General features: G+C 42.5%; 9 protein-coding genes. 3 read left to right on the top strand and 6 right to left on the bottom strand.

The window, feature by feature from the left end; genetic code table 11:
• Positions 1-459: 459 nt before the first annotated feature.
• A complete protein-coding gene (gene tyrS, locus MAMP_RS11655) occupies positions 460-1,656 on the bottom strand; it encodes a tyrosine--tRNA ligase (RefSeq protein ID WP_007146257.1) in 1,197 nt (398 codons plus the stop codon).
• A gap of 132 nt (positions 1,657-1,788) precedes the next feature.
• On the opposite strand from tyrS, the gene MAMP_RS11660 reads away from it, so the two are divergent.
• Both MAMP_RS11660 and MAMP_RS11665 read left to right on the top strand, forming a co-directional pair.
• On the top strand, positions 1,789-3,375 hold the full coding sequence (locus MAMP_RS11660) for an OapA family protein (protein ID WP_007146258.1): 1,587 nt from the start codon (positions 1,789-1,791) through the stop codon (positions 3,373-3,375).
• A 5-nt stretch (positions 3,376-3,380) separates the two neighbouring features.
• Entirely contained in the window at positions 3,381-4,502 is a 1,122-nt protein-coding gene (locus MAMP_RS11665; protein ID WP_007146259.1) for an anhydro-N-acetylmuramic acid kinase, read from the top strand.
• Here the strand turns inward: MAMP_RS11665 and MAMP_RS11670 are convergent.
• From MAMP_RS11670 to glgC, 4 genes are read right to left on the bottom strand one after another with little or no spacing between them, the layout of a single operon-like run.
• Positions 4,478-4,867 (bottom strand): glycine cleavage system protein H, encoded by a 390-nt coding sequence (locus tag MAMP_RS11670; RefSeq protein WP_007146260.1) that lies wholly within the window; start codon positions 4,865-4,867, stop codon positions 4,478-4,480. The genes MAMP_RS11665 and MAMP_RS11670 overlap by 25 nt on opposite strands.
• Positions 4,854-6,302, bottom strand: coding sequence for a 4-alpha-glucanotransferase (malQ, locus tag MAMP_RS11675; protein ID WP_007146261.1), 1,449 nt, complete (start codon positions 6,300-6,302; stop codon positions 4,854-4,856). The genes MAMP_RS11670 and malQ overlap by 14 nt, the downstream gene beginning before the upstream one ends.
• A 3-nt stretch (positions 6,303-6,305) precedes the next feature.
• The gene (locus MAMP_RS11680; RefSeq protein ID WP_040576580.1) at positions 6,306-7,988 is read right to left on the bottom strand and encodes a glycoside hydrolase family 57 protein; all 1,683 of its coding nucleotides are present in this window, start codon (positions 7,986-7,988) and stop codon (positions 6,306-6,308) included.
• On the bottom strand, positions 7,978-9,246 hold the full coding sequence (glgC, locus tag MAMP_RS11685; protein WP_007146263.1) for a glucose-1-phosphate adenylyltransferase: 1,269 nt from the start codon (positions 9,244-9,246) through the stop codon (positions 7,978-7,980). The genes MAMP_RS11680 and glgC overlap by 11 nt, the downstream gene beginning before the upstream one ends.
• A 103-nt stretch (positions 9,247-9,349) precedes the next feature.
• On the opposite strand from glgC, the gene glgB reads away from it, so the two are divergent.
• The gene (gene glgB / locus MAMP_RS11690; protein ID WP_007146264.1) at positions 9,350-11,524 is read left to right on the top strand and encodes a 1,4-alpha-glucan branching protein GlgB; all 2,175 of its coding nucleotides are present in this window, start codon (positions 9,350-9,352) and stop codon (positions 11,522-11,524) included.
• A 59-nt stretch (positions 11,525-11,583) separates the two neighbouring features.
• On the opposite strand, the gene pgi is transcribed toward glgB, so the two are convergent.
• Positions 11,584-13,221 carry a glucose-6-phosphate isomerase gene (gene pgi / locus MAMP_RS11695; protein WP_007146265.1) on the bottom strand — a complete coding sequence of 546 codons (1,638 nt, stop codon included), beginning with the start codon at positions 13,219-13,221 and terminating at the stop codon, positions 11,584-11,586.
• Positions 13,222-13,248 lie beyond the last annotated feature (27 nt).

Raw genomic sequence — 13,248 nt, forward strand, 5'->3', positions numbered from 1 at the left:
CCCAACGTAAGTACCCACACAAATTACTTGATACTATTTTGTTAAAGAGCGTTTGTTGCTGGTGTTTCCTGCAACAAAGAAGCGAGAATTATACAGCTCTCTGCCTGACTGTCAACTTAATTTTTTACATTTTTTGAAACTGTAAACCTTAAGCCAAATGCCAATTCAACTAGCCTTTTCAGGCTCCCTCATCAGCAAGAGGGGCGCATTCTACAGCGTATTGACGCTGGGTCAACAGGAAGATTTTCCCTTTTAGACTTTTTATTACCTAGCTGTTTGAATCTATATGTTTTTTTATTTTCTTAAATTCAAATAGCTGTGAAAACATTCATTTTCTAGCTGCTTGAATGCTGCTTGTTCCGGTCAGAAAATCTTGTTATAGCCGTATTTGATTGTATTGAACAAATCAAAACTGACTTTCTGTGTGAACTCGATACTGGAGTTCGGCTCATTCCAAACTTACTTTAGAATGACCCAAGCAATTTTTTTCTTACCGGCTTGTATTAGATATTTGCCTGCGCAGAGCTGTAAACTAGGCTCAACTATATCCCACTCCACTTTCACACGCCCATTATTAAGCATATCTTTCGCTTGGGCTGAATTGGCAACCAGGTTGGCTTTATTTATAACAGCACCGATGGCTAGCTCAGTTTGTCCTTCCAATGAAATTTCGATTTCAGGTGTCCCCTCTGGCACTTCACCGTCAGTGATAACATTGCCAGCCCCCTTATGAGCAGTGGCTGCGGCTTCTTCACCATGAAAGCGAGCGACTATTTCTCTTGCCAGCTCAATCTTGACATCACGGGGGTTAGCTCCGTTGTCTACGCTAGCCTTCAGTTTTTCAATTTCTTTTATAGATTTAAATGACAGTAGCTCATACCAGCGCCACATCAGTGAGTCAGGGATAGAGACTATCTTTTGAAACATAGTACCTGGTGCTTCGGTAATACCCACATAGTTTCCTAGAGACTTAGACATTTTCTTAATGCCATCCAAGCCTTCTAATAATGGTGTCATGATAACGACTTGTGAGTCTTGTCCTTCGGCCTTTTGTAATTCGCGCCCCATTAATAGGTTAAATTTCTGATCTGTCCCGCCAAGTTCAACATCAGCTTTTAACGCAACAGAGTCATAACCCTGTACTAAAGGATAAAGAAATTCGTGAATTGAAATTGATTGATTCGCTTTAAAGCGTTTTTTGAAATCATCTCGTTCTAACATCCGAGCCACACTTAACTTTCCTGCTAACTTAATCATGAAGTCAGCACCTTTTTCTTTAAACCACTCGGAATTAAAACGTATTTCTGTTTTGGTCGGGTCTAGAATTTTAAAGACTTGTTCTTTATAAGTTTTAGCGTTCTCTTCAATTTCTTCGGCAGTGAGTGGCGGACGAGTAGCACTTTTCCCCGTTGGGTCGCCAATAAGCCCGGTAAAGTCACCAATCAAAAAGATGACGGTGTGTCCCATCTGTTGAAATTGACGCATTTTATTGAGAAGAACCGTATGTCCAAGATGCAAATCAGGTGCAGTGGGATCAAAACCTGCCTTTATCCTTAAGGGTTTTCCTGTGGAGAGTTTTTCAATAAGCTCGCTTTCAACTAAAATTTCTTCCGCACCACGACGAATCTCAAGCATCGCCTCATCTACAGGGATCATTTACAGCACTCCAAGTTCTTGTGTTTTAAGTGGTCGGCAATATTATCACAACAGACATAAAATAAGGGGTTCCAATTCTGATCATTTATTGAGAGAATTGGGAGAATTTATAATTTTACCAAGAGTTTGCATATGAAACGTAATAGACTTTTGAACTCCCCAGCAAAGTCAAAACTGTTCTCAAGTGAAAAAAAGTTCTATGGCAAACGTCATCATTACATAGCCTTATCAATTGCAAGCGTGATCGGTGTATTTGTCACCAGCATGGTTCTGGCGACCAGCACCCCAGTCAGCACTGATACTAAATCGCAAACAATTAACCTTCCAGGCCAGATTGGTGCTGAACATACGGCAAACTCTGATGATTCATCAAAACAGTCTGTTCAATTAAGTCTGGCAACACCTGAACAACCAACTGTCAATAATCCACAAACTGAATTAGTTGATATTCCTGACTCTAGCGATCTTGGTGTTGCAGAAACTGCACAGCTTGAACGCATTAATTTAGAAGAATCTCAACAGGAAGAACAGTCTGTATCAGCTACTACAGATGAGAGAGTTAATATGGCAGCCTCGACTGAAGAAGCGGTTGATCCTTCCATAGCAGAATGGAAGCAAGTGACCGTTAAGTCTGGTGACAATCTATCACTCATTTTTCCTAAAGTGGGTTTATCAGCACGCGATGTCTATAACGTTGCACAAACTGGAAAATCTATTAAACCTTTACTCAATCTTAAACCAGGTCAGGAATTACACTTCGGCCTAACTAAAGATGAAGAAGGACAAACCCAACTTAAGCAACTTGATCTGATTTTTAGTCCTATCAAAAAATTAGAATTAGTGGCCACTGAAGATGGCTATAAGGCTGAAATACTTACAAAAGAAACCGATAAACGCCAAAAACAAGTATTTGGTGAAATTGAATCGTCATTATTCGGTTCAGGTTTACAGGCGGGTCTATCAGATAAACTCGTGATGGAATTAGCCCATATTTTTGGTTGGGATATCGACTTTGCTCTTGACTTGCGTCAGGGAGATAGTTTCAAAGTGATTTTCGAAGAAGATTATCTTGATGGGAAAAAATTTGATGACGGTGATATCTTAGCCGCTGAATTTACAAACCGAGGCAAAACATTCCGAGCTGTTCGTTACACAGACAGCGAAGGCAATACACATTACTTTACTCCTCAGGGTGAAAGTATGAGAAAAACCTTCACCAGAACACCCGTGCACTTTAGCCGTATCAGTTCTGTCTTTAATCCTAATAGAAAACATCCTGTATTAAAAACGAACAGACCACATCGTGGTGTTGATTATGCTGCACCGACAGGCACCCCTATCTTGGCAACAGGTGATGGCAAGGTCGATTTTATTGGAAATAAAGGTGGTTATGGTCGTGTAATTATCTTATCTCACGGCGGTAAATACACAACACTCTACGGCCACATGTCAAAATTCAAATCAGGTTTAAAACGAGGCCAACGTGTTAAACAAGGACAAGTCATTGGTTATGTCGGTATGAGTGGTCTGGCTACAGGTCCACATTTACATTATGAATTCCGTATCAATGGTGTGCATCATAATCCATTAACCGTGGCGCTGCCAAAAGCTGAACCGCTGAACGCAAAATACATGGCAGATTTCAAACAAAAGTCTCAACCACTGCTTGTGCAACTGGATTCATTAAAAGTCCCAACATTGGCACTTAACAAAAACTAAAATATATGAGTCTATATATTGGTGTGATGTCTGGCACCAGTCTTGATGGTATTGATGTATCTATCACTGACTTCAATGATCAGCAGATACGTTTGATTGCTGCTGAGACTTACCCATTCAGTAATCAGTTAAGAAGAGATCTGCATCAACTAATTAGTTCAGCCAGAACTCACTTACAACAATTGGGGCAAATTGATATTGCCTTAGGCCATGAATATAGCCAGGCAATCAATCAGCTTCTGAATGAAACACAAATAGCTGCAAACAGTATTACAGCGATAGGCTGTCATGGACAGACTATTTTCCATGCACCAGAAGCTCAATATCCATTTAGTATGCAAATAGGCAATGCAAATGTTATTGCTGAGAAAACAGGGATAACGACTGTCGCAGACTTCCGTCAACGGGACATGGTTCTTGGTGGTCAGGGAGCACCATTAGTTCCAGCATTTCACCAAGCACTTTTTCACTCTGATGATGAAAACAGAGTCATTGCAAACATCGGGGGTATTGGTAATATCACCATTTTGCCAAAAGATAAAAATAAAGCCGTTTCTGGCTTTGATACAGGCCCCGGAAACGTACTGCTGGATGAATGGTATCAGCAACACCACTTGGCATTATATGATGCTAATGGCGACTGGGCTCGAGACGGTATCATTGATGAACAACTGTTGGAAACGCTCATGGCAGATGGTTTTTTTCAACAGCCTATACCCAAAAGTACAGGTCGAGAATACTTCAATTTAAAATGGCTGAGTAATATTCTGGCAAATATTGATAAACCTATTCCAGCGAAAGATATTCAAAAGACCTTATTGGAAATGACAGCTCGTTCAATAAGTGATGCCATCATTAATTATGCTGATAATACGGATGCCGTCTTTGTCTGTGGCGGTGGCTCACATAATCAAGTTTTGATGGATGCCTTACGCAAGAACCTATCAGGTGTCAGAGTCGATACGACATCCAGTCTAGGACTTGCACCCGACTGGGTTGAAGCATGTGCCTTTGCTTGGTTAGCCATGCGAACGCTGTCTCATGCTTCAGGTAACTTGCCTGCCGTCACTGGTGCAGAAAAGTTAAGTCTTCTTGGCGCAATCTACCCATCTAACATCGCTTCATAAGCTGCCAGAGACATTAGTGTTTCAGGCAAATGAGTTATATCACTCACATTCATCTGGCATAACCAGCCAGTATCAAATGGATCTTGGTTAATTAATTGTGGTGTATCTGTTAATGGCAGATTGACTGCAGTTACTACGCCAGTCAGCAGAGAATAAAACTCTGTCGCTGACTTCATTGATTCAATAACAAATAAGCTATCGCCTATATAGTAATTTTGCCCAATTACCGGTAAATGTACATGAGTAATATCGCCAAGTTGATCCTGCAAAAACTCACTGATCCCCAGTCTTAGTTCATTTCCGCCATCGAGTGGAGTCAACCATATATGCTGTGATGAGAAAAAGCGTTGATTAACATCGACCATACAAACTGTTCAGCGATTTTAACCTTTGTGAAATTTCGGGACTAAACATATCCCAATTAAACTGCCAAAGCCAGTTACCCATCATTGTTCCTGGTACATTCATTCTATGTTTACCATCTAGGGACAGGATATCTTGCAATGGTAAGATCGCTAACTCTGATACCGAACGTAAGGCAGAGCGAATCAGTAGCCATGGCATAGACTCTGTTGTTTCCCCGAAGTAGGCCTGAATATGAGCTTTAGTGTGCTCATCAAGCTGCTGATACCAGCCCAGAGTGGTATTGTTATCATGTGTGCCAGTATAAGTCACACTGTCTTCACATTGCTGGTGTGGCAGATAGGGATTTGAAGCATCACCACCAAAGGCAAATTGAAGAATTTTCATGCCTGGCATTCCATATTTTTCCCGAAGCTTAGTTACTTCTTCGGTAATAATGCCTAAATCTTCCGCGACTAAAGGTAGCTCACCAAAATAGTCTAATAATTCATCAAATAACTGCTCACCGGGTGCAGGCTTCCATTCACCATCTACTGCCGTTTCACATGTTGCAGGAATTTCCCAACAAGCCTCAAACCCTCGGAAATGATCAATTCTGATTAAGTCAAAAAGTGCGAGCTGTGTTTTTAACCGACGTTTCCACCAATCAAAATCCTGTTGAATGTGATGTTGCCATTCATACAATGGATTACCCCAGCGCTGGCCTGTTTCAGAAAAATAATCAGGGGGAACCCCTGCAACCCGGGTAGAAGCCCCTTGCTCATCCAAGGTAAATAATAATGGCTCTGCCCAAACATCAGCACTATCATGGGCTACAAAGATAGGCATATCGCCAAATAACTTGACACCTTTCTTATTCGCATATTCTCGTAGTTGCTGCCACTGAGTGAAAAACACATATTGCTCGAAGCGACGAATCATCAATGCTTCATCGCGTTCCTGTCTAACTTTATTTAACGCGTCAGGATGCCGTTCACGGAGTTCCTGTGGCCAGTCAAACCAGGCGCGAGCCTGATTGAGATGACGAATTTCACGAAACAGCACATAATCATCAAGCCAATACTGCTGTTCACTACAAAACGAAATAAACTGCTGCTTATCTTCCTCAGAAGCATTTTTCAGAAACTGACGATATGCCGTAGCCATTAAGCGCGACATTTTGGCGTCATTTAGTTTTGTCGGTTCCGCCCAGCTTTGCGATTTTAATGTCTCACGGCAAATAAACCGGTTATTACCCGCATGAGCAGACAAACACTGATATGGTGAGCCATCTTCGTGCGTTGGGCCAAGTGGTAACATCTGCCAGACAGTGCCGCCAGAAGCACAGAGAAAATCAATGAATTTAAAGGCATCTGCTCCGAGATTACCCGAAGGTAAGCTCGTTATATGTAAAAGGATGCCGCTTCGCCGCTTATTGAATACTTTTGCTTGATTCACTAGTTAACTTCCACGCCTCATTGTTCCCGACTGTTCCACACCAGCGCCACCATGAGAAACTACTTCAGATAATTTTTGCGGGACAACCTCACCTAACATTTGATACAGGTTAGACAAATGCAGACGATACAAACGCTCAAAATCACTCACACTATCAGCTGAGTTATAGTCGCCAAACCACCAGAACCAGTCTGAGCCTTCACAAATGGCTAGTTGCCTTTCAAGTGCCAGTTGCATTTCTGGCTCAAACTCTTTGCTTGCCATCACCTTATCAAAGGTTTTTTTCGCATCACTCAATAAGTCCCAGGCTCGGTTCTTGTCTTTATCGCCTATCCAGGTGGAGTAAGAACCATAAACCCAGCTCCCACCGACCATTTTAGGCAACTCGGCAGCTTGAACCCCATTCTCAAGACATTCAGTGAATGTGGTAAGTTCGATATCAGGATGCTCAGACAAGGTTCGATACAAACTCTGTAGAAAATAATAGCCATTGTATGAGTAATATTCCCAGGCATTTTCTCCATCCAAAATCACAGAAATGACCCGGTCATCATCCCCCTCGGTATTGGCTTTAATATTGAGGATATGATGGACGAAATCATTGACAGCATCATCAGCCCCCCATTTTGTATAGGTAAAACCAATCATATCCGAGAGACCGTCGTCTCTGTAAAAGCAGACCGGTGACGTGCCAGGTAATTTATATGGTTTATGAATGCTTGCGTCAGTCATGTCAGAAAGTTTTAAACTATTTCTGAGCACATTTTCACCTGTGGCAGCCCATGTGAAGCCATGTTTAGCAATCAGTTTTAATGCCGCTTCTGAAACAGCACCTTCTGAAGGCCAACAGCCTTTAGGTGTAAAACCAAAAAAGGATTTAAAGACTTTTATCCCCTCTTCCATATGCCAGTGGGCACGCTGCTCTCCTCCCGGGTAATGGGTTTCAAGCGGTAGTTCAGCATCAGGCATCGCCTCATGAGCTGAATTGATATCAAGTAATAACGGGATGATGGGATGTGCATATGGCGTCACTGATAACTCAACACGTCCTGTTTCAGCAAGGCGGCGATAACGCGGTATCAAATCTTTTAACAGCTCACCAATAACAATCATCAACTGACGCCTGTCATGAAATGTGTAATGTCTGCCTTTTTTCATTAAAGCCTGAATGCGGACATCGCTGCGTCTGACTGACTCAGCCATCCAGACTAAGTGATACCAGACCAGCATATCGATCATAAACTGATCATTCACATAATTGAGACGCTCAGGGTCGTTGAGAAGCCAACGCGCCATTTTGACAAGTTTGGCGAAATGCGGAAATGGCTGGATTAATTTTTCATCATTTGCGCGTAAACAGGCATTAATTAATGTTTTACGCTCTTCGGCGTGAACTGGCTGCACAGGAGAATCGAGGGCAATCAGTAGTGGATCTTTTAACCTACCAGTACCTTTAAATCGCCCTTGCAACTGCTCATTATAGTCAGCAAGTTGCTCCAATAATGTCGGCGCAAAATTGACGACAGCTTTAGCACCAGCCACATTCTCCAAGTGCCACGCCATATCGACGTAATCCTTAATGGCATGAAGATATGTCCATGGCAACTGATACAGTCCGCCCATAGGCTCACTGTATTGAGGCTGGTGCATATGCCAGCAAAGTACCACTTTTATTTTATCTGACATAACGATAATTTTGTCCTAACATTTCAGGTGTGACTAAAACCACGCCGTTTGGAGAGACGTAATAACGTTTTGCATCTTGTTCCGGATCTTCACCAATCACCGTACCTTCTGGAATAACGCAGCCTTTATCAATAACCACACGTTTAAGTACTGAGTGACGACCAATTGTCACATCTGGTAAAACGACGCTGTCTTCAACCAATGAGTAACTGTGTACCTCAACATTCGAAAATAAAACAGAGTGGCGCACAGTCGAGCCAGAAATGATACAACCTCCAGATACCATTGAATCGACAGCCATCCCTCTTCGGTCATCGTCATCAAACACAAATTTAGCCGGTGGCTGTTGCGCCTGATGTGTCCAGATAGGCCAATCATCGTCATACAGGTTCAACTCAGGTGTCACACCAATCAGTTCCAGGTTGGCAGACCAAAAAGCATCAATAGTCCCTACATCACGCCAATAGCCAGGGTCATTGCCCTGCACATCTTTATATGGAAAAGCAACGACTTTATAGTTTTTAATCAGATTGGGAATAATATCGTGCCCAAAATCATGAGTCGAAGTGCGTGTATCGGCATCCTTGATTAACTGTTCATATAAAAATGCGGCATTAAAAACATAAATGCCCATCGAAGCCAGCGCCACATCTTCGCGGCCCAAAATAGGGGTTGGTTCATCAGGTTTTTCATTAAACGCCACGATGCGTCTGTTTGCATCTACCGACATCACTCCCAGTGACTTGGCTTCTTCAATCGGTACTTCAATGCAGCCAATTGTCATATCCGCGTTTTGAGCAACATGCTCAGCTAGCATATCACCATAATCCATTTTATAAATATGATCACCGGCCAGTATCAGAACATATTCCGGACCATGGTTTCTCAGGATATCGATATTTTGATAGACCGCATCAGCCGTGCCGGCATACCAGCCTCTCTCATTACGCTGTGATGCTGGTAGTAATTCGACAAATTCACCCAGTGCGCCTCGCATAAAGCCCCACCCCTGCTGAACATGCCTGATTAAAGAGTGAGCCTTGTACTGAGTGAGAATTCCCACACGCCGAATACCTGAGTTAACACAATTAGACAGAGGAAAATCAATAATTCTGAATTTACCACCAAATGGTACGGCGGGTTTAGCACGCCAATCCGTCAGTTGTTTAAGCCGAGAACCACGACCGCCGGCTAAAATTAAAGCCAAGGTATCACGGGTAAGACGACTGACAAAACGGGTACTATTGTTTTCACTCATAGATGAATTCTCCGGCAAAAAACCTATTATTTGTGCTGTAATATTGTTAGCCTGCCATAAGCAAGCATTGAACAGCAATTAAAATTTACAGGACAGTATGACGATGATTTTTGACAACAATTTGAATGAAGACATCATTAAAATTATAGAAGCTCGTCATCATGACCCATTTAGCGTGCTGGGCCTTCATCAGAATGCCGGTCAAGCTGAAATCCGCGCTTTTTTACCAGATACAGAAACCGCCACTATTGACGGCAAACTCCCAATGCAACGCGTTGAAGGTAGTGATTTTTTTGTTTGGAAAGGTCCTCAGGAAAAAATTACTTGGCCTTATAAAATACATCGTCACTGCCATAACGGTGAGCAAGTGGCTTACCATGATCCCTACAGTATCATGCCGCAAATATCAGACTATGACCTTCACCTTTTTTCTGAAGGTAAGCATTGGCATGCCTATAAAATTCTGGGTGCGCACTACTACGAAGTTGAAGGGATTAAAGGCACCTTATTCGCCACATGGGCCCCAAGTGCGGAACGTGTAAGTGTTGTCGGTAATTTCAACCAATGGGATGGTCGACGCCATCCTATGAGAGTAAGAGGAGCAACCGGTGTATGGGAAATTTTTATTCCTGAACTCATGCCGGGTGAACTCTATAAGTTTGAAATTAGGAGTCGCCAAGGTGGCTCACTGCACCTGAAAATGGATCCTTATGGACAACAATGTGAATTAAGACCCGGCACCGCCTCCATCATTACCCACCCAAGCAAACACCAATGGAGTGATGAGGAATGGCTTACAACCCGAGAACGAAGTAACTGGCTCCACACCCCCCATTCCATCTACGAAGTCCATCTCGGTTCATGGAAACGCCATCAGGATGGAGGTTTTTACAACTATCGTGAGTTAGCCGACGAGCTTGTGCCGTATGTCAACGAGATGGGGTTTACTCATATTGAATTGTTACCGATTACCGAACATCCTTTGGATATCTCATGGGGTTATCAAACTACCGGCTACTTTGCGCCAACCAGTCGCTTCGGCAGCCCCGATGACTTCCGCTATTTTGTCGATCAATGTCACCAACACGATATTGGCGTGATCTTAGACTGGGTTCCGGGCCACTTTCCTAAAGACTCGCATGGACTTGCTAAATTTGATGGGACAGCATTGTATGAACATGCAGATCCCCGACGCGGCGAACACCAGGATTGGGGCACACTTATCTTTAACTATGGCAGAAAAGAAGTATTTAACTTCTTATTATCGAGTGCTTTTTACTGGTTGGAAGAATTCCATATCGATGGGCTTCGTGTCGATGCAGTAGCCTCTATGTTGTATCTGGATTATTCAAGAAAAGAAGGAGAGTGGCTTCCAAACCAATATGGTGGCCGTGAAAACCTCGAAGTTATCGAGTTTTTCAAACACGTTAACAGCGTATTACACAGTGAGCACCCTGGTTGTATTATCACGGCTGAAGAGTCTACCTCCTACCCAATGATTTCTCGGCCAACAGATATCGGTGGTCTCGGTTTTTCTATGAAATGGAATATGGGCTGGATGCACGATATTTTAGAATATATGCAACAAGATCCCATTCATCGTCGCTATCATCACGATGATCTGACCTTTGGCCTGCTCTACGCATTCACAGAAAACTTTGTTTTACCTTTCTCTCATGATGAAGTTGTGCATGGCAAACGTCCGATGATCTACAAAATGCCGGGTGATGAATGGCAACGCTTTGCTAACTTACGCATGCTCTATACCTTCATGTTCAGCTATCCAGGCAAAAAACTGCTGTTTATGGGATGTGAATTTGGTCAGGGCAGCGAATGGAACTGTGAAAAAGATTTGGATTGGTATGTACTTGATTATCCAGTACATCAGGGACTGAAAAAACTGGTGGCGGATCTCAACAATACTTATAAAAGTCTGCCAGCATTGTATAAACACGAATTTGAATCACAAGGCTTTGAATGGATTGATTGTAATGACAGGGAACATTCCATTCTGAGTTATTTACGCAAAAATAATGAAGAATTTATTATTGCTGTATTCAACTTTACACCCGTTCCACGAGATAACTACCGTCTCGGCGTACCTGAACTGGGGGATTACGAAATCATTATCAATTCAGACTCTGAGTATTACGCGGGTAGCAATTACCATAATCTGCCTGTTATCAGTGCTGAACAAACAGCGTGGTCAGACAGACCATATTCAATACAACTCAATCTACCGCCATTATCCGGGCTGATTTTGCAAAAGAAACATTGAACGAAAAGATAGGCTTATTCCTCCTGCTCTATCAGGAGGAATAAGCTATTGAGATTTACTTACTGTCTTAACTCGCGAATGAGTTTAATCAGATGTGTTGTTGAGCTGTCGTGAGCTGAAATCTCTGCATCATCTTTCAGTTCAGGAACAATCGCTTTAGCTAACTGTTTACCAAGTTCAACACCCCATTGGTCAAAAGAATTAATATTCCAGACCACACCTTGTACAAACACTTTATGTTCATACAATGCCACTAATTGTCCCAACATTTCTGGGGTAAGTTTAGGAAATAACAAGACGTTACTTGGTCGGTTTCCAGGGAAAACTTTATGAGGTAACAGCGCTTCAAGCTCTTTGCCTTCATAACCTTCTTTAACCAGCTCAGCACGCACTTCTTCAGCTGTTTTACCTTTCATTAGCGCTTCGGCTTGCGCCAGGCCATTTGCTAATAGAATAGACTGATGATCACATTCTGGATAATGACTATTCACCGGCAAGACAAAATCTACTGGGATTAACTGTGTACCTTGATGAATCAACTGAAAATAGGCATGTTGGCCATTAGTACCCGGTGTACCCCAAATAACAGGACCGGTTTTATAGTTGATACGTGCGCCAGAACGGTTAATAAATTTACCGTTACTTTCCATATCCAGCTGTTGCATATGGCTAGGGAAACGAGCGAGTGAGTGATCATAAGGTACAATCGCCTGGGTATGTGAATTAAAGAAATTCACATACCAAATACCCAACATACCCATGATCACTGGGATATTTTCTTTCAATGGTTGCTGACGGAAATGGTTATCCATCTGATGACCACCATCAAGCAAACGCTCAAAATTATCCATACCAGTATATAGAGCTATCGGCAGACCAATGGCACTCCACAAGGAATAGCGGCCACCGACCCAGTCCCAGATTTCAAACATATTGGCAGTATCAATACCAAATTTAGCGACTTCATCAGCATTGGTTGAGACAGCAACAAAATGTTTTGCTACATCTTCTTGTTTACCTTGTTTCAAAAACCAATTACGTGCTGAGTGAGCATTTGTAATCGTTTCCTGAGTGGTGAAGGTTTTTGAGGCAACAACAAATAAGGTCGTTTCAGGGTTTAATTTTTCTAAGGTTGTGCTTAAATCTGTGCCATCAACATTAGACACAAAATGCACACCCATGCCATCAATACCATAAGGCTCAAGTGCATCACAAATCATGGCAGGCCCTAAATCGGAGCCGCCGATGCCGATATTAACAATGTCTGTAATCTTTTTACCTGAGAACCCTAACCACGTGCCACTATGTACCTGCTCACAAAAATTACGCATTTTATCAAGCACAGCGTTGACCATTGGCATGACATCTTTGCCGTCGACCATCACCGGTGTATTACTTCGATTTCGAAGTGCGGTGTGTAAGACAGCCCGACCTTCCGTATGGTTAATGGCTTCACCTTTGAACATACGCTCAATCCAGTCCTGAATTTCAACGGCTTCAGCTAACTGGATTAACTTATCTACTGTTTCTTGAGTAATACGGTTTTTGGAGTAGTCCAGTAACAAATCACCACTTTTGATAGAAAATCGTTCAAACCGGTTTGAGTCAAGCGCAAACTGCTCACGCATGGATACGAATTTCAGGTCAGAATAGTGTCTGACCAAAGACTGCCATTCAGGTATATTCAAAGGTGTCATAGTTCTTAGATTTCTTGTATTAGTTAT

Origin of the sequence: Methylophaga thalassica MP (assembly GCF_000214595.1) — a bacterium.
Taxonomy (GTDB): Bacteria; Pseudomonadota; Gammaproteobacteria; order Nitrosococcales; family Methylophagaceae; genus Methylophaga; species Methylophaga thalassica.